This window comes from Methylobacterium sp. UNC300MFChir4.1, from assembly GCF_900110155.1.
In the GTDB taxonomy this organism is placed as follows: domain Bacteria; phylum Pseudomonadota; class Alphaproteobacteria; order Rhizobiales; family Beijerinckiaceae; genus Methylobacterium.
Genome location: NZ_FOCS01000027.1, coordinates 41,480 through 67,499, shown reverse-complemented (window position 1 = coordinate 67,499; position 26,020 = coordinate 41,480). Strand labels below are relative to the sequence as shown.

The window sequence follows — 26,020 nt, the reverse complement described above, 5'->3', positions numbered from 1 at the left end:
AAGAAATCGAAGGAGAAGGGCATCTCCTTCGACGAGGCGATCAAGCTGACGCTCGACGAGGAGCGTCCCGGCATCGTCGCCAAGCGCCGTGGCAAGGCGGAGGAAGTCGCGGCGGCCGTGACGTTCCTCTGCTCCGAACGCGCCAGCTTCATCACCGGCGAGTTCCTGCGGGTCGACGGTGGTTCCGTGATGACCATGGGAACCTGAGACGCCGGCCATTCCGGCGTCCCGGCCCGGGCGGGCTTACGCGTCCTGCGTCGCGTGAGCGCGCGAGGGCAGCACCCAGTTCGGCCTGATGAAGTGGCAGGTGTACCCATTGGGGATACGCTCCAGGTAATCCTGATGCTCCGGCTCGGCCTCCCAGAACGGCCCGGCCGGGGCTACCTCCGTCACGACCCTGCCCGGCCAGAGACCAGAGGTGTCGACATCGGCGATGGTCTCTTCCGCCACGCGGCGCTGGTCGTCATCGCCGTAGAAGATGGCGGAGCGGTAGCTCGGGCCCCGGTCGTTGCCCTGCCGGTTCGGCGTCGTCGGGTCGTGGATCTGGAAGAAGAACTCCAGCATGCGCCTGAAACTCGTCCGGGCCGGGTCGTAGACGATCTCGATGGCCTCCGCATGGGTTCCGTGGTTGCGGTAGGTCGCGTTCGGCACGTCGCCGCCGGTGTAGCCGACGCGGGTCGAGACCACGCCCTCCAGGCGCCGGATAAGGTCCTGCATGCCCCAGAAGCACCCGCCGGCCAGCACCGCCCTTTCGGTTCTCATCGCAACTCCTCGGTAGTCGTTTCGCTCGCAGGCTGGATATGGGGACGCGAAGGGCGCCGCGCCCAGTGGTTTGGCGCCACGCCTGCGCAAGCGAGGCGACGCCGGAAGCACAACGCTCCTTTGGCGGCGCCCGGCTGATCACGCTGCCCCCGGTCAACCCAGTCTTCTCTCGTGTGTCGGGGGGCCTTCACGAAGAGGTCAGTGTGTCTCTCTTTCTGGCTCGCCCGTGTCCGTCTACAAATGCTCCGAAGGCGGGGGGCTCGCCGGACGGGGTATCTGGCGGGACGTGGCATGACGGTACACGCCAAGCTTGGCGCGGATGTCGGGCGGATCGGTCCGCTTCGGATGGCGGACCTGTTCCTGCGGCACGATTGGGCATCGACCCCGCTGGGCAGGCGCGAGGCGTGGCCGGTGGTCCTGCGTACCACGGTCGACCTGATGCTCGCATCGCTGCACCCCATGTGCGTCATGTGGGGACCGAGCCGCATATTCCTCTACAACGACGGCTACGCGGACATCCTGGGGGCGCGGCATCCCAGTGCGCTGGGCTTGCCGGGCGAGGACGTCTGGCCGGAACTGTGGGACGAGATCGCCCCGCTGGTCGACCGGACGTTCGGCGGCGAGAGCTTCGCCTTCCGCGACCAGCCGCTCACCATGACCCGCAACGGCTTCGAGGAGCAGGTCTGGTACGACTTCGCCTATTCCCCGGTCCGCGACGAGCGCGGCGCGGTCGTCGGCCTCCTCAACGTCACGTCGGACTGCACGGCCCGGGTGGTCTCCCAACGCGAGCGCGACGCGGCCATCGAACGGCTCCGGGCGGGCGAGGAGCGCCTGGCCGCCCTCGTCGAGGCCAGCTCGGACAGCCTCTACTCCATGAGCCCCGACTGGCAGGAGATGCGGACCCTGCAGGGCCGCGGGTTCATCGCCGACACCGACGCACCCAGCGTGCGCTGGATGGACGAGTACCTGTTCCCGGAGGACCAGGGCGAGGTCCGCGCCGAGATCGCGGCGGCGGTCGGGAAATCCGAACCCTTCCAGTTGGAGCACCGGGTCCGCCTGGCCGACGGGGGCGCGGGCTGGATCTTCTCCCGCGCCGTCCCCGTCAGGGACAAGGAAGGGGGTGTCACGGAATGGTTCGGCATGGCCGCCGACGTGACCGAGCGGCATCGCGCCGTGGAGCAGCTGCGCGAGAGCGAGAGCTTCATGCGGGGGGTGCTCGCTGCCTCGAATGACTGCATCAAGGTGCTCGACCTCGACGCCAAGCTCGCCTTTATGAGCGAGGGCGGCAAGCGGGTCATGGAGGTGTCCGACTTTAACGCCATCGCCGGATGCCCCTGGCCGAACTTCTGGGAGGGCGAGGGCAACCTCGCCGCCAAGGAGGCCATCGCCGCGGCGCAGGCCGGGGTCGCCTCCGGTTTCCAGGGCTACGCCGACACGATGAAGGGCAACCGGCGGTACTGGGACGTGCAGGTCTCGCCGATCCTCGGGTGTGATGGGCGGCCGGAGCGCATCCTGTCGATCTCGCGGGACGTAACCGACCTGAAGGCGGCGGAGGAGGCGCGCGCGGTGCTGACCCAGGAACTGGCCCACCGCATGAAGAACTCTCTCGCCATGGTGCAGGCCATCGTCACCCAGACGCTGCGCCAGGCGAAGACCATGGAGGAGGGCCGCGCGGCCGTAGGCCAGCGTCTCTCCGCCCTCGGCCGCGCGCAGGACATCCTGACCCGCTCGAACTTCACCGAGGCCGACATCCACGACGTCGTCTCGGCGGCCATAGAGCCGCACCGCGTGGCGGAGCAGCGCATCACGTGGTCGGGCCCGCACCTGATCCTTACCTCCCAGCAGGCGCTCGGGCTCTCGCTCGCCACGCACGAGCTGGCCACCAACGCGGCCAAGTACGGCGCCCTGTCGAACGAGACGGGGCGCGTCGCGATGTCATGGCGGGTCGAGGACGGGACGTTCGCCTTCGACTGGGTCGAGACAGGGGGGCCGCCCGTCACCCCGCCGGCGGGCCGTGGCTTCGGCTCGAAGCTGATCGAGCGGATCGTGGCATCCTATTTCGAGGGCGAGGGCTGCCTGGACTTCGACCCGGCGGGCATCAGGTTCAGGCTGACGGGCGTGCCCGGCGGCGGCGTGGTGGAAGCGTAAGGGTTCGGGCCACGCGAGATGGGACAGTCCTTCAACCCGAATAGCCTCGCCGTCCTCGTCGTGGAGGACGATGCGCTGCTGCGTGCCGAGGCCGTAGACCTGTGCATCGAGGCGGGCTTCACGACCTACGAGGCCAGGAACGCGGACCAGGCGATCCGCATCCTCGAACGCCACTCCGAGATCCGCGTCCTGTTCACCGACATCGAGATGCAGGGCTCAATGGACGGCCTGAAGCTCGCTCACGCCGTCCGGGAGCGATGGCCGCCGGTCGCCATCATGGTCACGTCGGGCCGCCGGAAGGTGACGAAGGAGGACCTGCCCGAGAACGGCCTGTTCTTCGCCAAGCCTTACCCGCCCGACGACATCATCAAGGCGCTGAACGGCATCGCGGCGCAGATCACGCATCAGCTTCGTTGCTCGTAGGTTCGTGTCTGCTTCAGCCAACTCCAGTCCTGAAAGCGGACTGGCAGAAATCCACCCATCCGAGACACTCACGCGGGCCCGCGCGATGACCGAGGCTGGCCGTAAGCAGAATGGCTGCTTCGAAGCTCAGGCGGCAATTAACCGGACCTTGACCCTGCGGCCTTGGCGTTTCGCTTAGACCCGAAATGGCGCACGACCAGACGGTCCAGCTACGCTGCTGATGCCAAAGCACGCCTCGCCGTGAACTCGGTAATCAATATTATAAACATCATCGCCCTGCTGATACTCGCCATAGTCTCGGTCGCTGTTGATGATGACCGTGCCAATGATCAGTTTCGGGGCATCAAAATTCCGCATCGGATAAATTTGGCGTAGAGAAAAGGCTTTTGCTCCGTCAGCGGCCTCTTGCCTTCGTCTCCTAGCGATATCGGCTATAGCGGCGAAGTCCGGCCCAGGTCGATGCGAGGCGGTCGCAGCCGCCGAGCGTCGCGGCGCCGACGGCTGCGATGACGCCGAGCAGCAGGTACGTGCGGGGCATAAGGGTGACATATCCCGGGAACCGCGGGGCGCGGCGGCCAACCCGAAGGTCAGGCCGTCGCGTTCGTGATGGCCGCTTACATGCGGTTCATCATCATCTTCCGCTTCATCATCCGGCGCTTCATCATCTTCTTATGCATCATGCGCTTCTTCATCATCATGCGCTCGCTGCTGCTCATCCGAACCTGGGTGACGCCCGCCGGGGCGGCCTGAAGGCCGTTCGGGCCCATCGGGGCGGCCGAGGCGGCGCCGGTTCCGAGCACGAGGCCACCGAGGACCGAGGCCGCGAGCGCTAGGGTGGTGATCTTCATTCGATGTCTCCTGTACGGGGAAGGAATCCCCTTCGCACAGTGATGCAAGATGAGAATTGCGCCGCAAGTTCCTGATTTTCCGAGAGAAATATCCTTGAGCGCTGGCGACCGCGCACAGTTTTTCGGGCGCCGGAGCAGGGCCCCGCGCCGCGCCCTGGCCGGGCGTATGCCGACCTGTACGGAGGCCTGTCCCGAAAGGTTTCAGCTCGGGCTGGGATAAGCGTCCCCACCGTCATGCCCACCGTGGCAGGACGGTGGGATCCGGCCCCGACCCTTCATGCGCGGCGTCATGCCAATTCGATGGGGGCCAGGACGCGCCAATCGGTGCGGATGCGACGTCCCGCCTCGATCCGCACCGTGAACCCCCGTCCATCGAAGAACCCCAAGAGCGGCATGGTCAGGTTGCGGCTGATGCCGGCCGTCTCGCGAAATCGCCCGACCGTCAGCAGGCCCTCGGGATGCTCCCGCGCCACCGCGTCCGCGATGCGCGCCAGTTCGGCGACTGCCTCCGGTAGCGCGTAGTAGCTATTCGAGACACGCACGAGCCAGCCGAGGCGGCCGACCTTGTCGAGGAGGCGGCGGAGTTCGTCGGGCGGGCGGCCCAGGCGCTCGGCGAGCACGGTGAGGCGGGGCTGGTCCAAGCCCGCCTCCTCCAGCACGGCGCGAACGGTGTCGTAGACGACGGCGTCGGCCGGACGCAGGCGCGCCACGTGGCCGGGCAGGTGCAGGAGCGCGCCGCGTCGCAGTGCCCGTTCCGTCCGGACGAGCCCGTCGAGGGCGGCCGGGAGGGCCGGACGGTCCCCGGCCTCCACCATCGATGCGATCTCGTCGTGAGCGAGCCCGGGGTTGTCGGGCTGCGCCATGTGCGTCCGGGCGAGTTCGGACACCACGCGCGCGGCCAGCACGGCGATCCGCGAACCCTGGAACGCGAGCCGCGGGCCATCCTCCGCGACGACCGCACCCTCCTCCGCGACGAGGGCGTCCAGCGTCGCCGCGGGCAAATTGCGCAGGCGGGCGAGGCGGGCGAGGTCGACCCCGGGTCCGGAGGTGGCGAGGAGGCCTCGGAGGGCGCGGCCGTCATCCACGGTGTCGAGCGCCGCGACGACCGCCCGGCGTTCCGGCGTCCAGGGGCCCCGGCGCGGCCCGTCCACGTCTAGCACCCAACCGCCCCCGAGCGTACGCACGGCTGAGACGTCGCGCAGGACGAAGCGGTCCCCGGCCAGGGCGCCGATCTCGCGGTCGAGCGTGATCACTGCCCGGGCGGTCGCGCCCGGTTCGACCGAGCCAGCCCCGGGGAGCAACAACCGTCCCGTCACCGCGGCCGCCCCGAGATGGAGATGCACCGGGGTACGGTGGCGCAGGGGCCGACCCTCGTGCGGCAGCACGCGCACGGAGACGTCGAGGCGGGTCGCCGGGCCGTGCAGGTCCGGCGCCAGGACCCACGTGCCCCGACCCACGTCGTCGACGGACAGCCGGGGACCAACCAAGTTCAGGGCGCAGCGCTCCCCAGCGCGCGCGGTCTCGGCCACCGCGTTGTGGACGCGCACGCCGCGCACCCGGACCTCGCGCGCGCCGGGCGAGACGAGCAGCCGGTCGCCCACGCGGACCGTGCCGGCATGTACCGCGCCGGTCACGACCAAGCCGGCACCGGGCACGGTGAAGTGCCGGTCGACGGCGAGCCGAAAGCCGCGGTCAGCACCGGTCGGGACGCGGGAACCAGCCGTAGCCTCCAGCAGGCGGGCGAGGTCGTCGATGCCCGATCCCGTCAGCGCCGAACAGGCGACGACCGGCGCTCCCGCGAGGCCGGTACCTGCGAGGAGGGCATGTATCTCCACGGTCACCGCGGCGATGCGCTCCCGGTCAGCGCGGTCGGCCTTCGTCACGGCGACGATGCCGCGGTCGAGGCCGAGAAGGTCGAGGATGACGGCGTGCTCGCGGGTCTGCGGCATCACCCCGTCGTCGGCCGCGACCACCAGCAACGCGCAGGACACACCCGTGGCGCCCGCCACCATGGTTCGTACCAGGCGTTCGTGCCCCGGCACGTCGACGAAGCCGAGCGGGACCCGCAGGCGACCGTCCCGCGGCGCGTAGGCGAAGCCGAGATCGAGAGTGATGCCCCGGGCCTTCTCCTCGGGCAGCCGGTCGGCGTCGATGCCGGTGAGCGCCTTCACCAACGCGGTCTTGCCGTGGTCGATGTGGCCGGCGGTGGCGACGATCATGCGGCCTTCTCGTCCGCGGAAGGTGGCGGCGCGGGAGCCCCCCCCCCCGCGCCGCCTTCCGCCTCAACCCTTGATCCGGGTCTCGGCGAGTTCGGACATGCAGGTGTCGTAGGGCGTGAACGCCACCCGGTCCGACACCGCGAACAGGGTGAAGGGCGAGTACAGGAACAGGGCCTTGGCCTCGTCCTGCAGGTACCGCTCCACCTCGCGCACCACCCCCTCCGTCCCGGTCTCCGGCGTATGCAGGAGCTTGTCGTAGAGGGCGTCGAACCTCGGGTCCTCCGGACCCTGGCGCAGGGTCGCGTCCTTCCCGAAGAATTCACGGTGCACGCAGGCCACCGGATATTGCGGCGTCCAGTCGAAATACCATTCGAGCTTGACGTCAAACTCCTCCGGCAGGTCGCCCCGGTCGCTGACGAAGCGGCAGCCCAGGCCGACCTTGGCGAGGCACTGGCCGATGGCCTCCACCACGCCCTTCCAGGCGGGCGAGGCCACGAAGACCAACTCCCGCCCCCCGAGGCCCAGGTCGTCGAGCGTGCGCTTGGCACCCTCGGGGTCGTGTAGCATCGGCTTCATGTCCGGGTCCGCGCCGTAGCGGCCGGGCTGGATGAAGGCCGGGATCACCGTGCCGTAGCCATGCGCTCCGTGCTCCAGCACGAAGGCCTGGTCGATGGCGAGGTTGAGCGCCCGGCGGGCCTCCGGGTTGCGCCAGGGCGAGTCCGGACGGTTCTCGTTGAAGACGCCCGTCAGGATCGTCTTCGCCTTCTTCGTCTGGATCTTGCCGTGCTCGCTTGCCGGGAAGGCGTGCGCCTCGTCCGGCGTCAGGTCGAACACCACGTCGACCCGGCCGTCACCGGACGCCACCGACTTGATGCCCTCGGCCTTGCCGATCACGTTGTCGTAGACGATCCGGACCGTCGGCCTGCGGGCCGGGTTCCAGTACGTTGGGTTGGGCTCCATGACCACGCGGTCGGAGCGGCTATCGATGAGCGAGACGCCCTCGGCGAGCACGAACGGGCCAGTCCCCCACGGACCAGGCGCGTCGATGACTCACCAATGACCTTCTGCCGAACCCGTCTTCGGGTCGACGAAGCCCCACTCGTTCCAGAACCGCGTAGACGGTAGGTGCATGCCGCGCAGCTTCATCAGCGCCGCGGAGTCCCCGCCGGGGAAGCGCATGCGGATGGTGCGCTCGTCCACCGCCTCGCAGGTCACGTCCCGGGCGAAGTTAAGGAAGGCGCCCGGCGGGTGCGGGTTGGTCCATTCCTGAACCTTGTCGAAGCCGAGCTTGAACATCGCCGCGTTGAAGGGCTCTCCGTCCTGGTAGACCGCGTCCCGCATCGTGAGTTCGAGGGTCTCCTTGTCGAGCCAACGCCAGCTCTCGGCGAGGCTCGGCTGGCCGATGCCGTCGTGGTCGACGCGGTTGGCCTCCTCCATCGTGTTCCAGGTGATGGAAAGCCAATTCACCGGCGACGGGTCGACCACCGTCACCGTGTTGTGGGGTCCCCAGGGCTGGCCGCCCCCTGGATCCCCGGTCGCTTGCGCGTCCATGTTTCCTCCTATGTTCGACCCGCATGGCGTGCGGGCATCGTCCGGCCCATCGCGAGCCGACAAGTTGGAGGGCGCCGGCAATGACGCATGGCCCTCGATAGATCCGCCCGGGTCGCCGGCCATCCCGCCGTCGAACCCACGCAGGAAAAGTGCGCCTCCGCAGGGAGCATCGCCGCCTGCGCGCGGTGCATCCTCAGTCCGGGTCGTCGTCCCGGGCCATGCCCGTCGCGGCGACGCGGTCGGCGAGTTCCTTCAACTCCTGGCGCAGGTCGGCGAGGTCGCGGTCGCCTAGCCCGGTGCGGCAGACTACGGCCTGCTGAGCCTCCGAGACCCTGACCTCCAACGACCGGCCCGTCTCCGTCAGGGCGACGAGGACGACGCGCCGGTCATCTGCACGGGCGCGAGTGACGAAACCCGCAGCCTCCAGCCGGTCGACCAGGGGCGTGATCGCGCTGGACGTGAGTTGCAGCCGGGTGGCCAGGTCATGCACCGCCGTCACGCCGTCCTGCCAGAGCGCCAGCATGACGAGGTACTGCGGGTAGGTCAGCCCGAGCTCGCCCAGTAGCGGCCGGTAGGCGCGCACGACCGAGTTCGTCGCGGCGTAAAGGGCGAAGCAAAGTTGGTCGTCAAGCCTGAGCCCAGGCTGCTTGGTCGATGTCGCCATTGAGCGGCGCTCCGTTCAAACCTGAATCATTCACGCGTTAACGATGCTGTCAACCCGTCGGCTTCCCCGGCCGCACTGGAGAACGACACCGGCTCGCAGATCGCCCAAATGCGCGGCGATTAGGTCGGCAGGACCGGGAATGGTGAAATTTCGGCACGAGACAGAGGGGGACGGATTAAAAGTCAGCCTGATACGTTTATATTGCCCCGAAACAGATACGGTAAAGTCGTTGCTGTTTTCTCGGCGGAACTACTTAGTCTGTCCGTCATCTGAAAAGGATTTGAGGCAGCTTTGGCTCGGAATGTGACTTCGATGGTACATCGGCGCACTGCGTTCTCGTCTAACTTGCGGCGCGATTGGTGTCACGAACAAGAGAGCGCTGTGATTAAAAACCTGCTTGGTATTCTGGTTGCGGGCTCTGCTCTGAGCGGCGCCGCCTTGGCCGCCGACCTGCCGCGCCGCGCGGCCCCGCCGCCGGTGTTCACCCCCGTCCCGGTCTTCACCTGGACCGGCGCCTACTTCGGTATCAACGCCGGCTACGCCTACACCGAGGCGGACACGATCCGGACCGTCGGCATCGGCGCCCTTCAGAGCAACGTGAACAACCTGCTGCGCAGCCCGGCCGTCCGCCTGCCTCAGGACGGTTTCTCTGCCGGTGGCCAGGTCGGGTACAATTACCAGTTCACCCCCGGCTCCGGCATCGTCGTCGGCGTCGAGGCTGACGCTCAGTACATGGATCTGCAGCGCACCGGCGTGCAGTCAATCTTCCGCCCGGCCTTCAACCCGAACGTCCTGACCAACACGTACCGGACGGACCTGAGCTTCCTCGGCACCGTCCGCGGCCGCGTCGGCTATGCCTTCGACCGCGTCTTCGTGTACGGCACCGGCGGCTTCGCCTATGGCGACGTGACCCAGCGCGTCGGCTTCCAGACCGCCGCGCCGCTGACCTACTTCGGCAGCCGCTCGCGGATCGATACCGGCTACGCCTACGGCGGCGGCATCGAGTACGCGCTGCCCACCGACTCGTTCCTGAACTTCTTCCGGTCGAACGCCGTGACGATCAAGGCCGAGTACCTGCGCTACGACCTCGGCAGCCACAACCTGCTGGTCGGCTCCGTCGGCGGCCCGGGTGTCGGCTACATCTCCCGCTTCCGGACCGAGGGCGCCATCGCCCGCGCCGGCCTGAACTTCAAGTTCGGCTCCTACTGAGATCCGGTCGAGCTGCTCCCGGCCCTGTGCCGGGAGATGCGACGGTGGGCGAGGGTTAGTTGGTCCTCCTCCTCGCCTTCCGCCGCATGAGAGCAGCCCTCCGGCTGACCTTCGTATCCCCAGCCCGATCAAACTGGCCGCGAGGTCGGCTACACCCTGGGAGCCCCCACTTCTGGGGTGTCTTTTATACACCACTGCCAAGTCGGGGTCGCATATGCCGAACGAGTGCTCGGGAGCCGCCGCGGAGAGCCATGGCCGACCAGTCGCTGTTCGCCTGCTCCAGTTGATCCCAGAGCGTACGCTTCGTCCGGGTCTGCCGCGAAAGCAGACACCCCACGCCCAAGTCACTGCCGACCTGCGGCCGCCAAGCTGGCACGGTCAACGATTTCGATTGCTCCCCGACGAAGTTCGATCAGGCCCGCCTCGGCCCATTGCCCCAGGAGGCGGCTGACCACCTCACGAACGCTGCCGACGTCGTCCGCGAGCTTCTGATGGGTCACCGCGGCGACACCTCGCGGATCGGCCTCGGCCAGGAGCCGTTGCGCGAGGCGCTGCTTCAGCGGCGCGAATGCGACCTCATCGATCAGCGTGAACAGGCCGGACATCAGCCGCGTGTAGTCGTCCATGACAAAGCTGCGGAACGCGGCGCTCTCGCCCATCAGGTGCTGGAACGTGCCCACCGGCAGCGCCGCCAACTCGGTCTTCTCCTCGGCCACGCTCTGCGCCGGGAACGTGCCGCCGGACAGCAGGCACTGCGTGGTCAGGGCACAGGTGCCGCCGGGGCCGACCTTGTAGATCAGCACCTCGCGCCCGCCCTCCGACATGCGGAAGATGCGCGTGCGGCCTTCCAGGCACATCAGGTAGTTGGCGCACTCGCCATCGAGTTCATAGGCGATGGCGCCGGCGTCCAGGACCGGGAAGTGGGCAGTTCCCCGGGCGATCTGGAGGTGCGCCGGGCTGAGCGCTTGAAGGAGCGGAAACCGGTCGATCCAACGTTCGACCTTCTGGGCATCCGTCATGGCGGCGTATTCCCCCCGGCCATGACGACGGGCTGATCGTCCGGCTCGCGTTGCGTTTTTCTCCCGCCGCGCCGGACTTGTGTGACTTGGGTCACCGACCGGGTGCAGCGGGCCGGCATAGCATCGCGCCACAACGAACACGATAAGGCGCCCGCCCTGTGTGGCGCCGCCGGGAGTGAACCGATGCGCCGCCTTGCCCTCAGCTTCATGCTCGCCGTCCTCGCAGCCGGCTCCGCCTCGGCCGAACAGGACCTGCTGCTCGGGGCGGACATGTCTTCGCCCGCCATGACCAAGGCCGGGATGAGCCGCGCCGACGTCGAGGCGATGATCAAGGCCGCGGACGGCAAGCCGGTCGACCTGCACGACAAGTCCCTCTCCGGGCTCGATCTCTCAGGGCTGAACCTCCGGGGCGTCAACCTACGGACGGCGCGCCTGAACAAGGCCAACCTCCGTGGCGCCGACCTCAGCGGCGCGAACCTCGAACAGGCGTGGTTCCTGAAGGCCGACCTGTCCGGCGCCAAGCTCGCGGACGCGAAGATGTTCGGGATCACGGCGCGGGACGCCAATCTCAGCGGCGTCGACCTCAGCCGCTCCATGCCCATTGGAGACTTCAAGGGCGCAAACATGAGCGGCGCAACGTTGGTCGACCTCAAGGGCGGGGCCGACATCAAGAACCAGTCCATGGGCCTGATGCGGACGGTGTTCACCTCGGTGAACCTCTCCGGCGCGAACCTGAAGGGAGCCAATCTCGGCCGGTCGCGCCTTGAGTATGCCAACCTCGAGGACGCCGACCTCACCGACGTGGTGCTGATGGGCTCGGACCTGTCAGGCGCCAACCTGACCGGGGCTACGGTCACGGGCGCGGACTTCAAGAACGTCGACGTCAGCGGAACCCGGCTCATCAACCTCAAGGGGCAGGCCGAGGCCAAGGACTGGTCGGAGCGCGTGAATGCCGACCGTGCCGTCACCCAGGCGACCAATTGAGCCGACCGTCTGCCTAGACCCATCAACAAGGAGACTGACAGTCCATGACCACCCGTCGCTTCATTCTCGGCGCCCTGGCCGCCGCTCCCTTGCTGTTCGGTACCGCCGCGAATGCCGCCGAGGCGGTCTTCAGCCCCAAGGCCTTCGAGGCGGCGCAGAAGGCGGGCAAGCCGATCCTCGTCCACGTCACCGCGCCGTGGTGCACCGTCTGCGCGGCGCAGAAGCCGATCCTGGCCAAGCTGGAAGCCCAGCCCCGGTTCAAGGACCTTCAGGTGTTCGACGTCGACTTCGACAGCCGCAAGGACGTGTTGAAGCGGTTTGGCGTGACGAGGCAGAGCACCCTGATCACCTTCAAGGGTGAGAAGGAGACGGGTCGTTCGGTCGGCGACACCCAGCCGGAGTGGATCGAGGGCGCCGTCGAGAAGGCGTTGTAGGTCGGTCGTGGCCACGACGTTCGGCCTCGCGTTCCTCGCCGGCATCCTCTCGGTGCTGTCACCCTGCGTGCTGCCCTTGCTGCCGCTGGTGCTTGGTGCCGCGGCATCGGGGCACCAGCTCGGCCCTGCAGCCCTCGCCGCCGGCCTCGCCCTGTCCTTCGTGGCCATCGGGCTGTTCGTGGCGACCGTGGGCTTCGCCATCGGCCTCGACGGCGATGTCTTCCGAACCGTCGCGGCCATTATGCTAGTCCTGATCGGGCTCGTCCTGATGGTTCCGGCTGCCCAAACACGGCTCGCCGTCGCCGCCAGTCCGGTGAGCAACTGGACCGAGAGCCGGTTCGGTGGCTTCTCGACCGCCGGGCTCCTTGGGCAGTTCGGGGTCGGGCTGTTGCTCGGAGCGGTCTGGAGCCCTTGTGTCGGACCGACCCTGGGGGCGGCGTCCCTCCTCGCATCGCAGGGGCGAGATCTGGGTACGGTAGCGGTGACGATGCTTCTGTTCGGCCTCGGCGCCGCCCTGCCGCTCCTGCTCCTCGGCACCCTCTCCCGCGAGGTGCTGATGCGCTGGCGCGACCGGATGATGGGGCTCGGCAAGGGGCTGAAGGTCGCCCTGGGCGCCATCCTCGTCGCCACCGGCCTGATGATCGCCACGGGCTACGACAAGGCTGCGGAGACCGTCCTGGTCAACGCCTCGCCGGCTTGGCTCACGAATTTGACCACCCGGCTTTGATGGCGGGCACGCCGTAGACACTCTTCGTCAGGCCGTGCTTGGGCCGGCAAAAGGCGAGCGGCGGTGAGAGGGTGTCGCGGCCGATGGCGGGCGACGCGCAAACCCCTCTGACGGCTCGCACGTGTCCCTCCGGACGGAGCCGTGCCATAGGTATGTCCTGAATCGGCCGATGCGCCGGAGCCCGCCGGAATTCGCTTTCCCGCGGCAAGGGAGGAACCGTGCCGAACGTGGGGACTCCTGCAAACGCGGACCTCGCGCAGCTGATCGCGGCCGTGGCCACGGGCGACCGCATGGCCCTGCGCGCGCTCTATGACGCCGCCGCCCCGAAACTTCTCGGGATCATCCTTCGTATCTTGACGGATAGGAGTGCGGCCGAGGACGCGTTGCAGGAGGTGTTCGTGCGCATATGGCAGCGTGCTGGCACCTATGATCCGAGGACCGGGCCCGCGGCCGCATGGCTCGGTGCCATCGCTCGGCACAAGGCCATCGACCGCCTTCGGCAGGACCAGGCCACCCGCCTGACCCAGGCCGACGAGGACTGGTTCGAACGCCTCGCCGATGCCCGTGACGGCGAGGCGGACCTCGCCCGCCGTGACGCCCTCGCGCATTGCCTCGAAGCCGTCGAGCCCGCCCAGCGCGATTGCCTCGTCCTCGCCTACTGCGAGGGCTGGTCACGCGAGGAATTGGCGGCACGGCACGACCGCCCCGTCAACACGGTCAAGACGTGGCTGCGCCGCGGCCTCATGAGCCTGCGCGGCTGCCTGGAGGCGACATGAGCGGCGATGTTGGCACGGGCGCCGCGCCCTTCTGGGCGGAGGACCCCAGCGGCGCAGCTGGGGAGTACGTCCTCGGGACCTTAACCGCCGACGAGCGCGCCGCCTTCGCCTCGGCGATGGAGCGGGACGCTTCCCTTCGCGCGGCGGTGGCCGATTGGGAGGCGCGGCTCGCGCCGCTCACGGCGACGGCCCCATCGGTCAAGCCCGCGCCCGACGTATGGGATGCAATTGAGGCCAGGATCGGGACGGATCGCTCACCTGAGGTCGATGCCAGTGGCGCGACTGTCCGCAGGCTGGAGCGCGGGCTGCGGATCTGGCGGCTCGCCGCGGGGGCTGCGACCGCGCTCGCGGCCGGCCTCGCCCTCTGGCTCGCGGTCGGGCCGCGGCCTTCCGCCACCGACCGGCAGTACCTAGCCGTGGTCGACCGCGGCGGCACCCTGCCGGCGCTGATCGTGCGCGTCGATCTCGACGGCGGCACCGTGCAGGTCCGCAGTCTCTCGGCGGAGACGCCGCCGGACCGCAGCCTGGAGCTCTGGTTCGTGGGGGCGAATGCTGCGCCGCGCTCGCTGGGCCTCGTCACCGACCCGGCGGCACGCTTGCCCGTGCCGGCCGCCCTCCGTGCCGGTGCGGAAGGTGCGACCCTCGCGGTGTCGGTGGAGCCGAAGGGCGGCTCGCCGACCGGTACGCCGACTGGCCCGGTCGTATATTCCGGGAAGCTCCTGCGTGAATGAGGCGGGCGCCGGCCTCCGCCGGCGCCCGCCCCCGCTATCAGGGCATCAGCACGCCGCTGACGACGTGGATGACACCGTTCGACTGCATCACGTTCGGGATGGTCACCGGAACAGTGTTGCCCTTCACGTCGGTGACGTAGACTTTCTTGCCCCTGGCCGAGACGGCGAGCGGCTCGCCCTCGACGGTGGTGAGCTGGTTCTGTCCCTCAGGCTTCTTGGCGAGCGCCATCAGGTCCTTGGCGGTGTAGACGCCCGGGACCACGTGGTAGGTCAGGATCTTCGTCAGCGTTGCCTTGTTCTGCGGCTGCACGAGGTTTTCCACCGTGCCCGGCGGCAGCTTGGCGAAGGCGGCGTTGGTCGGCGCGAACACCGTGAACGGGCCCGGACCGTTCAGCGTGTCGACCAAGCCGGCTGCCTTCACGGCGGCGACCAGCGTGGTGTGATCCTTCGAGTTGACCGCGTTCTCCACGATGGTCTTCTGGGCGTACATCGGCGCGCCGCCGACCATCGGGTTCTTGGCGAGCGCCGGCGCAGCGACGAGGCTGAGGCCGAGAGCGAGGCTTAGAAGGGTCTTGGACATGGTGTCTCCCTGATACTGCGCCCCTCCAGGGGCGTCGCAGGGGCCTACGGGGCTCGGCGGGGGAAAAGTTTCAGGCCTGTCCGACGCCGCCGCAAATGCGTCCGAAGCCCCAAGTGACCTCACTTGCGGTGACCCGGTGGTATCGATCAACCCATTCGCGCGTTGACGTTTCCTATCGCCCACGGGTCAGACAGACAGTGCATGCTCGATGTCAACCGTTGTCGCGACCTAACTCGCTCACGGTCGGTTCCCGGAAACCACAACCGGCAGTGCAATGCCGGCAAGCAGACCCCGTTCGGTGATTGCCGCCACGACCTGATCGGGGATGAGGGAGTGAGCTGACCGCGTACGTGGATGGGTCGGAGGATCGGCTCACGGCCTCGGCTCCAAAGGTGTTTCTCAGAGCGCGGCAGCTGCAGAACTTCGCGCTCGCCCTGCACGAGCAGACCACCAACGCGGTGAAGTACGGGGCGCTAAGGAGCTACACCGGTCGGTTTGCCAGCAGCTGGGACGTTGTGCTCGACCGATGCCAGCGACCGAGCTGGAGTTTAACTCGGTCGAGAGCGGCGTTGCCCTCGCGCCGGAAAAGATCGCTCGCCGCGGCTACGGCACGGAGCTGATCCAGGAAGCGCTTGCCCAAGCGCTAAAGGCTACGGTGGATTACGCCCTGAGCCTGGTCACCTGCGCTCCCGGATCTAGATGCCAGTCTCCTGAGCGGCGGGAAGCACACCCTCTAAGGGTCCGAGAAGGGGCGAAATCAGACGGTCGGCCTTCCGAGACTAAATGTCCGCTATCGGGCTTGGACCTGATGTCGGCTCATGGCGCGAAGCGGCCCGCAATGGTTAGTTCTGGCAGTTTAAGGGTATCGAGGCCGCCCTCAAATCACACCCACTTGTCGCCGCTCCAATCCTCGTAAACGGGACCGCAGCCCTGCAACCTCCGAGCTCAGAACTCCGGTGATTTCAAATCGGCGCCGAGCCCTCCGGGACCCGTCCGGCCGCCGCGTCGTGATGCTTACCTCGTGAATTAGAGCGCGCTGTCTCGCCTCAACCTTCGCTTGACGGGCATTCGCAATTGCGTTCGGCGGGGATGAGGACACCCGTCTCGCCACTGCCCGCTGACGCGCCCAGGCGTGCAGCCCCTGGCCCGGTGTCGCCGCCAATGCCTGAACCCGACTAGGCAGCACCTTGGCTGCTTCGAGGTGCTGGATCGCCCGCACGTCCCGGCTGATCAGCTTGCGCGCCGCCAGCCGCTCGGTCTGCGTCTCACCGCCGTAGGAGACGAAACGCTCGACGATGAAGTGCAGGTCGTGGGTCATGCGCGAGCGTTTGCGCCCGCTCAACGTTTCAAGCTCGGTCATGATCGCAGCATGCAGTGGGCTGGTGCTGATCCGGATGTATGTCGCGTAGGCCAGCGCGATGGCTTCAAGATGCTGCACATCCGACGCCTTGCGGATGTTCAAGCCGGCGCGCTGCAACCAACCCGCGCTGCCGAGCGGTTGCGACCCGGCACTCTTGGCGTGATGCAGGAAGCGTTCAGCGTCGGCGGCCACAGCGTCACGGCTACTGGCCTGAGCGCCGGTTCGATCTGCTTCGGCAACCTTGGTCGCAAGTTGAGCCGAATTTTGCCCATCAGGCGCTTTCGCCGGCTCGTTGCGACGCGGCGGCCGGGTTGAAGGGGAGTGGGGACGAGGTCGGTTAAACCGAAATGTCGGAACCGTGTCGTTGAACATGGCCTGGATCCATCCCGAGCAAACGGCCGCGCTTTGAGGCAGCGCGACACGTCGTCGATATGAATTGGCGACCTGCTGATGGCCGACTGAAGCCAGCATCGTCCAACGTTGTCCGGCCCGCTCGACGGGACACAAACTGGACACCGCTTGAAGCAACTTGAGCTAAGTATTTGAAAAGCCTGGCGCGCCCTACGGGAATCGAACCCGTGTTTTCGCCGTGAAAGGGCGACGTCCTGGACCGCTAGACGAAGGGCGCTCTGGCTGGGCCGGGGTTCTATAGTCGGACCGGAGACGCCCGGCAACCGTCCAGGCGCGGCACAGGTGCCACAGGTCCCGAGTTTGCAGGTCCTGAGGTCACAGACCCCGAGTCTGTCGGTCCTGGGTTTGACCGCGCACCGGGTTGGGGCGATGGAGAGCCATGCCCCAGCCCACCCCTCGCATGACCCTCGTCCTCGGCGGGGCGCGGTCCGGCAAGAGCGCCTACGCGGAGGGGCTGATCGAAGCCTGCCCCGGCCCGTGGCTCTATCTCGCCACCGCCCAGGCCTTCGATGACGAGATGGTCGACCGCATCGCCCAGCACCGCGCGCGGCGCGGCGGCGCCTGGCGCACCCGCGACGTGCCGCTCGCCCTGCCGGAGGCGGTCGCCGAGGCCGAAGGACCGGTCCTGGTCGACTGCCTCACGCTCTGGCTCACCAACCTGATCCTGGCGGAGGCCGACGTGGCGGAGGCGTCGGCGCGGCTCCTCGCCGCCTGCGCCGACGCCCCGGGCCCGCTCGTGCTGGTCGGCAACGAGGTCGGGCTCGGGATCGTCCCCGACAACGCCCTCGCCCGGCGATTCCGCGACGCCGCCGGCCGCCTCCACCAGCAGCTCGCCGCGCGGGCCGACCGGGTCGTCCTGACCGTGGCCGGCCTGCCGCTGGTCGTGAAGCCGCGAACCTCTGAGACAGGAGCCTCCGCATGAGCGACGACGCCGCGCGCCACCGCGAGAAGATGGAGAAGCGCAAGGCCGTCCAGGACGCCGAGGTCGCGGGCAAAACCCTCGAGAAGGGCCTGCTCCTCGTCCATACCGGCCCCGGCAAGGGCAAGAGCACGGCGGCCCTGGGGCTGATGCTGCGGGCGCTCGGCCGCGGCTGGCGGGTCGGCATGGTGCAGTTCATCAAGGGCGGCTGGGACACTGGCGAGCGCCACGCCGTGGCGGCCTTCGGCGAGAGGGTCGTGTGGCACACCCTCGGGGAGGGCTTCACCTGGGAGACCCAGGACAAGGCGCGCGACATCGCCGCCTGCCGCCACGCCTGGGCAGTCGCCGAGGGGCTGATGGCCGACCCCGCGATCCGCCTGCTCGTCCTCGACGAGCTCAACATCGCGCTGCGCTACGACTATCTCGACCTCGACGCGGTACTGTCCGCCCTGCGCGCGCGCCGGCCGGACCTGCACGTCGTCGTCACCGGCCGCAACGCCAAGCCGGCCCTGATCGAGGCCGCCGACCTCGTCACCGAGATGGGCAGCGTCAAGCACCACTTCGCCGCCGGCGTGAAGGCGCAGGAAGGGATCGAGTTCTGAGCCCGCCGCGCGCGACGGCGCCCAGGAAGGCCCTGATGATCCAGGGCACCGGCTCCGATGTCGGCAAGTCCCTGATCGTGGCGGGGCTGGCGCGCGCCTTCACGGAGCGGGGCCTGAAGGTCCGGCCGTTCAAGCCGCAGAACATGTCGAACAACGCCGCCGTCACCGCCGACGGCGGCGAGATCGGCCGGGCGCAGGCGCTCCAGGCCCGAGCCGCCCGGGTGGCACCCTCCGTGCACATGAACCCGGTCCTGCTGAAGCCGCAGAGCGAGGTCGGCTCCCAGGTGGTCGTGCAGGGCCGGATGTTCGCCACCGTGAAGGCGCGCGACTACCAGGCCTGGAAGCCCCGGCTGATGTCCGCCGTCCTCGACAGCTTCTCCCAGCTCGCGGACGAGGCCGACTTGGTTCTGGTCGAAGGCGCGGGCTCGGCGTCGGAAATAAACCTGCGCGCGGGCGACATCGCCAATATGGGCTTCGCCCGGGCCACCGACACGCCGGTGGTGCTGGTCGGCGACATCGACCGGGGCGGGGTGATCGCGAGCCTCGTCGGCACGAAGGCCGTGATCGACCCGGCGGACGCCGCGATGGTCGCCGGCTTCCTCGTCAACCGGTTCCGCGGCGATCCGAGCCTGTTCGCCGACGGGATGCGGCTGATCGCCGAGCGGACCGGCTGGCCGGCGCTCGGCCTCGTGCCGCACTTCCCCGACGCCGCGCGCCTGCCGGCCGAGGACGTGCTGGGCCTCGCCGGCTCGGACCCGCGCGGGCCCGGCTCCGTCACGGTGGCGGTGCCGGTGCTGCCGCGCATCGCCAATTTCGACGATCTCGACCCGCTGCGGGCGGAGCCGAACGTGTCGGTGGTGCTGGTCCGGCCCGGAACGCCGATCCCCGCCGAGGCCGCCCTCGTGCTGCTGCCGGGCTCCAAGACCACGATCGACGACCTGGAGGCTTTCCGCCGGGAGGGCTGGGACGTCGACCTGCGCGCCCATGTCCGCCGGGGCGGCCGGGTGCTCGGCCTGTGCGGCGGCTACCAGATGCTCGGAAAGAGCCTCGCCGATCCGCACGGGATCGAGGGGGCGCCGCGCACCGTGGAGGGCCTCGGGCTCCTCGCCGTCGACACCGTGATGTCGCCCGAGAAGCGCCTGGCCGCCGTCACCGGCACGAGCCTGCCCGACGGCGTGCCGTTCTCCGGCTACGAGATGCATATCGGCGCGACCGCGGGCCCCGACGCGGCCCGGCCGCTGCTGCGCCTCGCCGACGGGCGCCCGGACGGGGCGGTCTCGGCGGACGGGCGCGTGGCCGGGACCTACGTGCACGGCCTCTTCGCCGACGACGCCCAGCGGGCGGCGTGGCTCGCGCGCCTGGGCACCGCCTCGGCGGGCGCCGGCTACGAGGCCGGGGTCGAGGCGGCGCTGGACGGCCTCGCGCGACACATCGCGGCCCATGTCGACTGCGACCGCCTCCTGGCGCTTGCCCGGTAGGCGGGGCGCGGGCCAGGGATTACTCTGTGTTATGCCGGCCCCGCCACGAAGGGCCGCACGCCCCCGGAGGAACGCCCCATGCCGCCCACGCCGTCCCCCGCCGGGGAGGATCTCGCCGCGAGCACCGTCCGGACCGTGACCCTGCGGCTCATGCCGCTCCTCGGCCTGCTCTACCTGATCGCCTATATCGACCGGCAGAACGTCTCCTACGCCAAGCTGGAGATGGTCGGCAGCCTCGGCCTCTCCGAGACCGCCTACGGGCTCGGGGCCTCGCTGTTCTTTCTCGGCTACTTCCTGTTCGAGGTGCCGGCCAACGTCTTCCTGGAGCGGGTCGGCGCGCGGATCTGGTTCGCCCGGATCATGATCACCTGGGGGATCGTCACCGTCCTGCTGGGCTTCACCCAGGGCACGGCGATGTTCTACGTGCTGCGGTTCCTGCTCGGCGCCGCGGAGGCCGGCTTCTTCCCCGGCGTGCTGTTCGCCCTGACCCTGTGGTTCCCGCAAGCGCACCGGGCGCGGATGATCGGCTGGTTCATGATCGCCAGCGCCATCGCCAACGCGGTCGGTGCGGCGATCGGCGGCGCGCTGCTGGGCCTCGACGGGCTCCTCGGCCTCCAGGGCTGGCAGTGGGTGTTCCTGGCCACCGGCGCGCCGGCGATCCTCATGGCCGCGGTGGTGCTGTTCGTCCTGCCGGACGGCCCCGAGACCGCCCCCTGGCTGTCGCAGGCCCAGCGCGACTGGCTCGCCCGCACGCTCCGGGCCGAGCGCGAGGACGGCGGCCACGTCGACCACGGCAACCCGTTCGCGGCGCTCCTCGACCGGCGGGTGCTGATGCTCGCCGGGGTCTACGTCTCCCTGCCGCTCGCCGCCTACGGCCTGGGCTACTGGCTCCCCACCGTGGTCAAGGGCTTCGGCGTCTCGAACCTCACCAACGGCTTCCTCAACATTATCCCGTGGCTCGCCACGGCCTTCGCCCTGTGGTGGGTGCCACGCCACGCCGCCCGCACGGGGGCGCAGGGCAACGCCCTGACCTGGCACGTGGTCGGGCCGGCGCTGGTCGGGGCGGCGGGCCTCGCGCTCTCCGTCGTCCTGCCGGGCAACGCCGTGAAGTTCGCCTGCCTGTGCGTGGCCGCGGCCGGGACCTTCGCGGCTCAGCCGGTCTTCTGGTCGATGCCCGGGACGTTCCTGCGCGGTGCCTCGGCGGCCGCCGGGATCGCGGCGATCAATTCGGTCGGCAATCTCGGCGGCTTCGTCGCCCAGAACGCCGTGCCGTTCATCCGCGATCAGACCCAGAGCGACCTCGTGCCGATGCTGTTCCTGGCCGCCTGCCTCGCCGTGGGGGCGGGCCTCATGTTCGTGGTGCTCTCCGCCCTGCGCCGCGACGCGGCGCGGCGGGCGGTGCCGACGGCCGCGAGACCGGCCTGAACACGGTCCGGATTCGTGCGTTATCCTTCCTCAGGCCGGCACGACCGGCAGGATGATGCAGACCCGCAAGCCCGCGGGCCATCGTCGAGGAGGGCACCGCGATGAGTCAGGGATTTCCGCTCATGATCCTCGCCTTCGGGACGCTCGGCGGCATCTGGTTCCTGGCCGCCGCGGCCCGGAAGCAGGTCGCCGACGCGAAGGGGAGCCCGGAGCGCTCCAGCGTGATCCACCACCACGGCGGCGAGCCGCGCCCGAACATGCAGGGCACCGAGCACTAGGAGAGCCGAGCACCGGGGCGGCCGCTCCCGCGGCGCAGCTGTCAGCCGGCGGCGATCCGCCGGCAATGGCCGAGGGCGGCGCCGATCAGGTTGTCGCTCGCCTCGGGCGTGCGGAATGCCGAGTGCGCCGACAGGGTGACGCTGGGCAGGTGCGCCAGCGGGTGATCCGCCGGCAGGGGCTCGACGGTGAACACGTCGAGCCCGGCCCGCGCCACGTGGCCGGTGCGCAGGGCCGCGACCAGGGCGTCCTCGTCGAGCACCGCCCCGCGGGCGGTGTTGATCAGCATCGCGCCGGGCTTCATCGCGGCGATCCGCGCGGCCGACAGGAAGCCGCGCGTCGCGTCGGTCAGGAGCAGGTGGAGCGAGACCACGTCGCTCTCGGCGAGCAGGCGGTCGAGCGGGACGAAGTCGACGCCGGGATGGGTCTTCGGGGTCCGGTTCCAGGCGAGCACCCGCATGCCCGCGCCCCGGCAGAGGCGCGCCATCTCGGCCGCGATCCCGCCGAACCCGACGAGGCCGACGGTCTTGCCGGTGAGCTGGATCCCCTCGGTGCGCAGCCAGGATCCGGCGCGCATCGCCCGGTCCATCTCGGGCAGGCCGCGGGCGGCGGCCCACATCAGCGCGAAGGCGCACTCGGCGACCGCCGTGTCGCCGTAGCCCTTGATGGTATGGACGGTGACGCCGAGGGCGTCCCGGAGCGCCTCCGGGTCCATGTAGCTGCGGGCGCCGGTGCCGAGGAACACGACGTGCTTCAGGCCCGCGCAGGCCCGGGCCACGTCGAGGGGGAGGGCGGTGTGGTCGATCACCGCGGTCTCGGCGCCGTCGAGGATCGCGGGCAGGTCCTGCGGCGCGATTCCGGGATCCGCGTGGATCGCGAAGGGCGGATCGTCCGGCCGCAGCAGCCGCCGGGCCACCGCCGCCAGGGTCTCGCTGGCATCCACGAACACGGCACGCATCGGCGTCTCCCTCATCCAGCCCCGTCCGGCCACGATGCGTCCGGTGCGCGGGCCGTGCCAAGGCCCGATCGGGAATTGCCGCCGTCTCTGCGAGCGGAGCGAAGCGATCCCGTCGGCGCCACGATCTCAGAGGTCGCGCGGCCCTGGCGCGCTTCGCTCCGCTCGCGAGGACGGCTCAGCCGGTGAGCGACAGGCAGAGCGCGAGGAGCGCCAGCACGAGCCCGCCCTGCAGCCAGCAGGCGGTGCGGTAGAGGGCCAGCGCCCGGGCGATGTCGTCGGCCGTGGCGGCGTCCCGGCCGTCGCCCATATGGGCGTCCGGGACGAGGGTGCCGTCATAGACCCGCGGCCCCGCGAGCCGCAGGCCGAGCGCCCCCGCCATGGCGGATTCGGGCCAGCCGGCATTGGGCGAGCGGTGCCGGCGCGCGTCCCGGGCCATGGCCCGGAGCGCCCCGCGCGCGTCGGCGCCGCGCAGGGCCGCCGCCCCGGCGATCAGCAGGCCCGCGAGCCGGGAGGCCGGCAGGTTCACGCCGTCGTCGAGCCGGGCCGCCGCCCAGCCGAAGGCGGCGTAGCGCGGGCTGCGGTGGCCGATCATGCTGTCGGCGGTGTTGACCGCCTTGTAGAGGGCGCCCCCCGGCAGGCCGAGGCAGCCGATCCAGAAGGCCGGCGCCACGATCCCGTCGGAGAAGTTCTCCGCCAGGCTCTCGATCGCGGCCCGGCAGACCGCAGCCTCGTCGAGGCGGTCGGGGTCGCGCCCCACGATCATCGCCACGGCCCGGCGCCCGGCCTCCAGGCCGCCCGCGCGCAGGGCCGTCTCCACGGCGGCGACGTGCTGGTGCAGGCTGCGCTGCGCCGGCAGGCTCGCGCCGAGCAGGCCGAGGAGGAGCAGAGCGGGGAGGGGGCCGGCGAGCCCCGCCAGCGCCGTGACGGCGAGGGCGGCCGAGCCGACCGCGGCGAGGAGCAGCGCCAGCGCGGCGCAGCCGGCGACCCGCCGCCGGCGCGCCGAGCCGCGGTTGAGGCCGCGCTCCAGGGCGGTGATCAGCCGGCCGATCCAGGTGACAGGGTGACCGGCCGCCCTGTAGAGCGCGTCGGGATAGCCGGCCGCCGCCTCGATCCCGAGGGCGACGGCGAGGACGGCGAGCGTGTCGGCGAACGTACCGGGCAGATGGACCATTCGGTGTGGAGCGTTCCCGCGCGTGAGGCCGCCCCGATCGCGCATGGCGGCGATCTCGGCGGGCTCCGACAAGCCTTTCCCGACGCGCCAGAGCCCTGGCTCGACCTCTCGACGGGGATCAACCCGGTCCCCTATCCCGTGCCCGCGCTGGAGGCCAGCGCCTGGGCGCGCCTGCCCGAGGCCGCCGAGGTCCGCGCGCTCCGGGAGGCCGCCGCCGCGGCCTACGGCGCGCCGGACGCCGACCACGTCGTGCCCGCGCCCGGCACGCAGGTCCTGATCGAGACCCTGCCCCGGCTCCTGGCCCCGACCCGCGTCGCGGTGGTCGGTCCGACCTACGCCGAGCACGCCGCCGCCTGGGCGCGGGCCGGGCACGCGGTGGCGGAGGTCTCGAGCGTCGACGCCCTCGGCGAGGCCCGGGTGGCGGTGATCGTCGATCCCAACAACCCGGACGGGCGGACCCATCCCCTGGACGAGCGCCGGGCGCTGGCCGAGACACTGCGTGCCCGCGGCGGCCTGCTGGTCGCCGACGAGGCCTTCGCCGACCTCGAGCCGGTGGAGAGCCTGTGCCCGCACGTCGCCACACCGGACTCGGCGCCGGGCACCGTGGTGCTGCGCTCCTTCGGCAAGACCTACGGGCTCGCCGGCCTGCGCCTCGGCTTCGCGGTCGCCGAGCCCGGCACGGCGGCCCGGATCGCCGCGGCGCTCGGACCCTGGGCGGTGTCGGGCCCGGCCCTGGCGATCGGGCGCGCGGCCCTGTCGGACGCGGGCTGGCGCGCTGAGGCCGCCCGCGCCAGGGCCGCGGATGCGGGCCGTCTCGACCGGATGATCGCCCGGGCCGGCGGCCGGGTCGTCGGCGGCACCTGCCTGTTCCGGACCGCCGATTTCCCCGACGGGCCGGACCTCTACCGGCGGCTGGCGGCGGCCGGCATCGCGGTGCGGCGCTTCGCCGGGCGCCCGGAGCGCTTGCGCTTCGGACTTCCGCCCGACAGGGCGGGCTGGTGCCGGCTGTCGCGGGTGCTCAGGTAGCCCGAGCCCCCGGCGGGTGCGGGTCGCTGGCCGCCACGAGCACGGCCAGCGCCGAGAAGGCGAGGCCGACCGCGCAGACGCCCGGCCAGCCGACGAGCAGGAAGGCCTGCGAGCCGGCATAGGCGCCGACCGCACCGAACACGAACAGGGTCGTGAACAGCACGGTGTTGATGCGGCCCCGCGCGCCCGGGACCAGCGCGTAGGCCCGGGTCTGGTTGGCGATGAGCGCGCCGTTCATGCCGATGTCGATGAGCAGCACGCCGAGCGACACCGCGGCGAGCGACCACGTGCCCCCCACCCAGAGCACGACGAAGGACAGGGCGACCAGCAGGCTGCCGCCGAGGACGACGGGCTTCGCCCCCCGCCGGTCGGTGAAGCGGCCCGAGATCGGCGCCACGAAGGCCCCGCAGACGCCGATCACGCCGAACAGCCCGGCCCCGGCGGCGGTGAGGCCGAAGGGCGGCGCCTCGACCAGCAGGGCTAGGGTCGCCCAGAAGGCGTTGAAGCCGGCGAACAGCAGCGCCTGCGACAGGCTCGCCGTGCGCAGCACCGGCTGCGTGCGGGCGAGGTGGAGGATCGACAGCATCAGGGCGCGGTAGCGCAGCGGGTGCGTCTGCACCGTGTGGGGGAGGGTGGCCCGCGCGATGCCCGCCATGGCGAGCGCCAGCACGGAGGCGACCAGGAAGACCGGCCGCCAGCCGAGATGCGCCCCCAGGAAGCCGCTCGCCGTGCGGGCGAGCAGGATGCCGGTGAGGAGCCCGGTCATGACCTGGCCGACGATCCGCCCGCGGCTCGCGTCCGGGGCGAGCTCGGCCGCGAACGGGACCGCCTGCTGGGCCGCGCAGGACAGCACGCCGACCACCAGATGGGCGAGCGCGAGGCAGGCGAGGTTCGGCGCGAGGCCCACGGCGAGCAGGGCCAGGGCGAGGCCGAGGCACTGCCCCACGATCAGGGCGCGGCGCGGCAGGGCGTCGCCGAGCGGCACGAGCCCGACGATGCCGAGCCCGTAGCCGACCAGGGCCGTGGTCGGCACCCATAGGGCGGCGCGGTCGCCGAACTCGGCCACGATCAGGCCGAGCAGCGGCTGGTTGTAGTAGATGTTGGCCACGGCCCCGCCGGCGATCAGCGTCAGGCCGAGCCGGGCCTTCGCGTCGAGGGGTGCGGTCACGGCCGGGTCGGGGGCAGGCGAGTGGGCCGCCGCGGGAGAGCCATGGTCGGGTCCGTGTGGGGAGGGCGATCGGAGCGGCGAGCGATACGGGCGGAGCGCGCCGCCGGGCAAGCTGCGGCGATGCATCCCTGCCGGGACGCCCCGGGCCCCT

The 26,020-nt window shown here is 70.3% G+C and carries 25 protein-coding genes, 1 tRNA gene and 1 pseudogene; 15 read left to right on the top strand and 12 right to left on the bottom strand.

Annotated elements, in window-relative coordinates:
* On the top strand, positions 1 to 207 hold a 207-nt coding region (locus BMY19_RS25870), incomplete at its 5' end, for an SDR family oxidoreductase (protein WP_139215699.1).
* A 36-nt stretch (positions 208 to 243) separates the two neighbouring features.
* Here BMY19_RS25870 and msrA read toward each other — a convergent pair.
* Positions 244 to 762, bottom strand: coding sequence for a peptide-methionine (S)-S-oxide reductase MsrA (gene msrA / locus BMY19_RS25865; RefSeq protein WP_100253371.1), 519 nt, complete (start codon positions 760 to 762; stop codon positions 244 to 246).
* A gap of 291 nt (positions 763 to 1,053) precedes the next feature.
* On the opposite strand from msrA, the gene BMY19_RS25860 reads away from it, so the two are divergent.
* The gene (locus BMY19_RS25860) at positions 1,054 to 2,910 is read left to right on the top strand and encodes a PAS domain-containing sensor histidine kinase (RefSeq protein WP_170863043.1); all 1,857 of its coding nucleotides are present in this window, start codon (positions 1,054 to 1,056) and stop codon (positions 2,908 to 2,910) included.
* 18 nt (positions 2,911 to 2,928) lie between these two features.
* A complete protein-coding gene (locus tag BMY19_RS25855; RefSeq protein ID WP_100253369.1) occupies positions 2,929 to 3,333 on the top strand; it encodes a response regulator in 405 nt (134 codons plus the stop codon).
* Between the two features lie 614 nt (positions 3,334 to 3,947).
* Here BMY19_RS25855 and BMY19_RS25850 read toward each other — a convergent pair.
* From BMY19_RS25850 to BMY19_RS25830, 4 genes and pseudogenes are all read right to left on the bottom strand, one after another.
* A complete protein-coding gene (locus BMY19_RS25850; RefSeq protein ID WP_100253368.1) occupies positions 3,948 to 4,181 on the bottom strand; it encodes a hypothetical protein in 234 nt (77 codons plus the stop codon).
* Positions 4,182 to 4,468: 287 nt separating this feature from the next.
* The gene (gene selB, locus BMY19_RS25845) at positions 4,469 to 6,400 is read right to left on the bottom strand and encodes a selenocysteine-specific translation elongation factor (RefSeq protein ID WP_100253367.1); all 1,932 of its coding nucleotides are present in this window, start codon (positions 6,398 to 6,400) and stop codon (positions 4,469 to 4,471) included.
* Between the two features lie 63 nt (positions 6,401 to 6,463).
* Positions 6,464 to 7,837 (bottom strand): annotated as a pseudogene (locus tag BMY19_RS25840) (ABC transporter substrate-binding protein).
* 307 nt (positions 7,838 to 8,144) lie between these two features.
* The gene (locus BMY19_RS25830; RefSeq protein WP_100253365.1) at positions 8,145 to 8,615 is read right to left on the bottom strand and encodes a MarR family winged helix-turn-helix transcriptional regulator; all 471 of its coding nucleotides are present in this window, start codon (positions 8,613 to 8,615) and stop codon (positions 8,145 to 8,147) included.
* A gap of 381 nt (positions 8,616 to 8,996) precedes the next feature.
* On the opposite strand from BMY19_RS25830, the gene BMY19_RS25825 reads away from it, so the two are divergent.
* Positions 8,997 to 9,824 (top strand): outer membrane protein, encoded by an 828-nt coding sequence (locus BMY19_RS25825; RefSeq protein ID WP_100253364.1) that lies wholly within the window; start codon positions 8,997 to 8,999, stop codon positions 9,822 to 9,824.
* Between the two features lie 344 nt (positions 9,825 to 10,168).
* On the opposite strand, the gene BMY19_RS25820 is transcribed toward BMY19_RS25825, so the two are convergent.
* The gene (locus BMY19_RS25820; RefSeq protein ID WP_100253363.1) at positions 10,169 to 10,843 is read right to left on the bottom strand and encodes a Crp/Fnr family transcriptional regulator; all 675 of its coding nucleotides are present in this window, start codon (positions 10,841 to 10,843) and stop codon (positions 10,169 to 10,171) included.
* A gap of 183 nt (positions 10,844 to 11,026) precedes the next feature.
* Between BMY19_RS25820 and BMY19_RS25815 the strand changes: the two genes are divergently transcribed.
* From BMY19_RS25815 to BMY19_RS25795, 5 genes are all read left to right on the top strand, one after another.
* On the top strand, positions 11,027 to 11,827 hold the full coding sequence (locus tag BMY19_RS25815; protein ID WP_100253362.1) for a pentapeptide repeat-containing protein: 801 nt from the start codon (positions 11,027 to 11,029) through the stop codon (positions 11,825 to 11,827).
* A 44-nt stretch (positions 11,828 to 11,871) separates the two neighbouring features.
* Entirely contained in the window at positions 11,872 to 12,261 is a 390-nt protein-coding gene (locus BMY19_RS25810) for a thioredoxin family protein (RefSeq protein WP_100253361.1), read from the top strand.
* 7 nt (positions 12,262 to 12,268) lie between these two features.
* Positions 12,269 to 12,988, top strand: a complete 720-nt coding sequence (locus tag BMY19_RS25805; protein ID WP_100253360.1) for a cytochrome c biogenesis CcdA family protein — start codon at positions 12,269 to 12,271, stop codon at positions 12,986 to 12,988.
* 290 nt (positions 12,989 to 13,278) lie between these two features.
* Positions 13,279 to 13,764 (top strand): sigma-70 family RNA polymerase sigma factor, encoded by a 486-nt coding sequence (locus BMY19_RS25800; RefSeq protein WP_100253373.1) that lies wholly within the window; start codon positions 13,279 to 13,281, stop codon positions 13,762 to 13,764.
* Complete coding sequence (locus BMY19_RS25795; protein ID WP_100253359.1) at positions 13,761 to 14,495, top strand: anti-sigma factor; 735 nt, start codon at positions 13,761 to 13,763, stop codon at positions 14,493 to 14,495. Before BMY19_RS25800 ends, BMY19_RS25795 begins: the two co-directional genes overlap by 4 nt.
* A gap of 37 nt (positions 14,496 to 14,532) precedes the next feature.
* On the opposite strand, the gene BMY19_RS25790 is transcribed toward BMY19_RS25795, so the two are convergent.
* From BMY19_RS25790 to BMY19_RS25780, 3 genes are all read right to left on the bottom strand, one after another.
* Complete coding sequence (locus tag BMY19_RS25790) at positions 14,533 to 15,075, bottom strand: fasciclin domain-containing protein (protein ID WP_100253358.1); 543 nt, start codon at positions 15,073 to 15,075, stop codon at positions 14,533 to 14,535.
* Between the two features lie 877 nt (positions 15,076 to 15,952).
* On the bottom strand, positions 15,953 to 16,807 hold the full coding sequence (locus BMY19_RS25785) for a hypothetical protein (protein ID WP_139215698.1): 855 nt from the start codon (positions 16,805 to 16,807) through the stop codon (positions 15,953 to 15,955).
* A 180-nt stretch (positions 16,808 to 16,987) separates the two neighbouring features.
* A tRNA-Glu gene (locus BMY19_RS25780) sits at positions 16,988 to 17,063 on the bottom strand.
* A gap of 162 nt (positions 17,064 to 17,225) precedes the next feature.
* Here BMY19_RS25780 and cobU point away from each other — a divergent pair.
* The 5 genes from cobU to BMY19_RS31035 all read left to right on the top strand — a co-directional run bounded on the left by cobU (position 17,226) and on the right by BMY19_RS31035 (position 21,548).
* Positions 17,226 to 17,768 (top strand): bifunctional adenosylcobinamide kinase/adenosylcobinamide-phosphate guanylyltransferase, encoded by a 543-nt coding sequence (gene cobU, locus BMY19_RS25775; protein WP_170863042.1) that lies wholly within the window; start codon positions 17,226 to 17,228, stop codon positions 17,766 to 17,768.
* Positions 17,765 to 18,367, top strand: a complete 603-nt coding sequence (gene cobO, locus BMY19_RS25770) for a cob(I)yrinic acid a,c-diamide adenosyltransferase (protein ID WP_100253355.1) — start codon at positions 17,765 to 17,767, stop codon at positions 18,365 to 18,367. The genes cobU and cobO overlap by 4 nt, the downstream gene beginning before the upstream one ends.
* A 35-nt stretch (positions 18,368 to 18,402) precedes the next feature.
* Complete coding sequence (locus tag BMY19_RS25765) at positions 18,403 to 19,845, top strand: cobyric acid synthase (RefSeq protein WP_100253354.1); 1,443 nt, start codon at positions 18,403 to 18,405, stop codon at positions 19,843 to 19,845.
* Positions 19,846 to 19,923: 78 nt separating this feature from the next.
* Positions 19,924 to 21,270: an MFS transporter gene (locus BMY19_RS25760; RefSeq protein ID WP_020095589.1), complete on the top strand. Its 1,347-nt coding sequence runs from the start codon at positions 19,924 to 19,926 to the stop codon at positions 21,268 to 21,270.
* Between the two features lie 101 nt (positions 21,271 to 21,371).
* Entirely contained in the window at positions 21,372 to 21,548 is a 177-nt protein-coding gene (locus tag BMY19_RS31035) for a hypothetical protein (protein WP_010687019.1), read from the top strand.
* Positions 21,549 to 21,589: 41 nt separating this feature from the next.
* On the opposite strand, the gene BMY19_RS25755 is transcribed toward BMY19_RS31035, so the two are convergent.
* Complete coding sequence (locus BMY19_RS25755) at positions 21,590 to 22,504, bottom strand: NAD(P)-dependent oxidoreductase (RefSeq protein ID WP_100253353.1); 915 nt, start codon at positions 22,502 to 22,504, stop codon at positions 21,590 to 21,592.
* A gap of 175 nt (positions 22,505 to 22,679) precedes the next feature.
* Entirely contained in the window at positions 22,680 to 23,675 is a 996-nt protein-coding gene (cbiB, locus tag BMY19_RS25750) for an adenosylcobinamide-phosphate synthase CbiB (protein WP_056524805.1), read from the bottom strand.
* On the opposite strand from cbiB, the gene cobD reads away from it, so the two are divergent.
* Positions 23,667 to 24,701: a threonine-phosphate decarboxylase CobD gene (gene cobD, locus BMY19_RS25745; RefSeq protein WP_100253372.1), complete on the top strand. Its 1,035-nt coding sequence runs from the start codon at positions 23,667 to 23,669 to the stop codon at positions 24,699 to 24,701. The two genes, cbiB and cobD, sit on opposite strands and share 9 nt — an antisense overlap.
* Here the strand turns inward: cobD and BMY19_RS25740 are convergent.
* A complete protein-coding gene (locus BMY19_RS25740; RefSeq protein ID WP_100253352.1) occupies positions 24,694 to 25,869 on the bottom strand; it encodes an MFS transporter in 1,176 nt (391 codons plus the stop codon). The genes cobD and BMY19_RS25740 overlap by 8 nt on opposite strands.
* Between the last annotated feature and the right edge of the window lie 151 nt (positions 25,870 to 26,020).

What these genes read in the sequence shown, in the direction of transcription:
- BMY19_RS25800 (WP_100253373.1), top strand. Translation starts at nt 13,279, where the DNA reads ATGGCCCTGCGCGCGCTCTATGACGCCGCCGCCCCGAAACTTCTCGGG.
- cobO (WP_100253355.1), top strand. Translation starts at nt 17,765, where the DNA reads ATGAGCGACGACGCCGCGCGCCACCGCGAGAAGATGGAGAAGCGCAAG.
- BMY19_RS25830 (WP_100253365.1), bottom strand. Translation starts at nt 8,615, where the DNA reads ATGGCGACATCGACCAAGCAGCCTGGGCTCAGGCTTGACGACCAACTT.
- BMY19_RS25765 (WP_100253354.1), top strand. Translation starts at nt 18,403, where the DNA reads ATGATCCAGGGCACCGGCTCCGATGTCGGCAAGTCCCTGATCGTGGCG.
- BMY19_RS25785 (WP_139215698.1), bottom strand. Translation starts at nt 16,807, where the DNA reads ATGTTCAACGACACGGTTCCGACATTTCGGTTTAACCGACCTCGTCCC.
- cobD (WP_100253372.1), top strand. Translation starts at nt 23,667, where the DNA reads ATGGACCATTCGGTGTGGAGCGTTCCCGCGCGTGAGGCCGCCCCGATC.
- BMY19_RS25760 (WP_020095589.1), top strand. Translation starts at nt 19,924, where the DNA reads ATGCCGCCCACGCCGTCCCCCGCCGGGGAGGATCTCGCCGCGAGCACC.
- selB (WP_100253367.1), bottom strand. Translation starts at nt 6,400, where the DNA reads ATGATCGTCGCCACCGCCGGCCACATCGACCACGGCAAGACCGCGTTG.
- BMY19_RS31035 (WP_010687019.1), top strand. Translation starts at nt 21,372, where the DNA reads ATGAGTCAGGGATTTCCGCTCATGATCCTCGCCTTCGGGACGCTCGGC.
- BMY19_RS25815 (WP_100253362.1), top strand. Translation starts at nt 11,027, where the DNA reads ATGCGCCGCCTTGCCCTCAGCTTCATGCTCGCCGTCCTCGCAGCCGGC.
- BMY19_RS25855 (WP_100253369.1), top strand. Translation starts at nt 2,929, where the DNA reads ATGGGACAGTCCTTCAACCCGAATAGCCTCGCCGTCCTCGTCGTGGAG.
- BMY19_RS25810 (WP_100253361.1), top strand. Translation starts at nt 11,872, where the DNA reads ATGACCACCCGTCGCTTCATTCTCGGCGCCCTGGCCGCCGCTCCCTTG.
- msrA (WP_100253371.1), bottom strand. Translation starts at nt 762, where the DNA reads ATGAGAACCGAAAGGGCGGTGCTGGCCGGCGGGTGCTTCTGGGGCATG.
- cobU (WP_170863042.1), top strand. Translation starts at nt 17,226, where the DNA reads ATGCCCCAGCCCACCCCTCGCATGACCCTCGTCCTCGGCGGGGCGCGG.
- BMY19_RS25850 (WP_100253368.1), bottom strand. Translation starts at nt 4,181, where the DNA reads ATGAAGATCACCACCCTAGCGCTCGCGGCCTCGGTCCTCGGTGGCCTC.
- BMY19_RS25860 (WP_170863043.1), top strand. Translation starts at nt 1,054, where the DNA reads ATGACGGTACACGCCAAGCTTGGCGCGGATGTCGGGCGGATCGGTCCG.
- BMY19_RS25755 (WP_100253353.1), bottom strand. Translation starts at nt 22,504, where the DNA reads ATGCGTGCCGTGTTCGTGGATGCCAGCGAGACCCTGGCGGCGGTGGCC.
- cbiB (WP_056524805.1), bottom strand. Translation starts at nt 23,675, where the DNA reads ATGGTCCATCTGCCCGGTACGTTCGCCGACACGCTCGCCGTCCTCGCC.
- BMY19_RS25820 (WP_100253363.1), bottom strand. Translation starts at nt 10,843, where the DNA reads ATGACGGATGCCCAGAAGGTCGAACGTTGGATCGACCGGTTTCCGCTC.
- BMY19_RS25795 (WP_100253359.1), top strand. Translation starts at nt 13,761, where the DNA reads ATGAGCGGCGATGTTGGCACGGGCGCCGCGCCCTTCTGGGCGGAGGAC.
- BMY19_RS25790 (WP_100253358.1), bottom strand. Translation starts at nt 15,075, where the DNA reads ATGTCCAAGACCCTTCTAAGCCTCGCTCTCGGCCTCAGCCTCGTCGCT.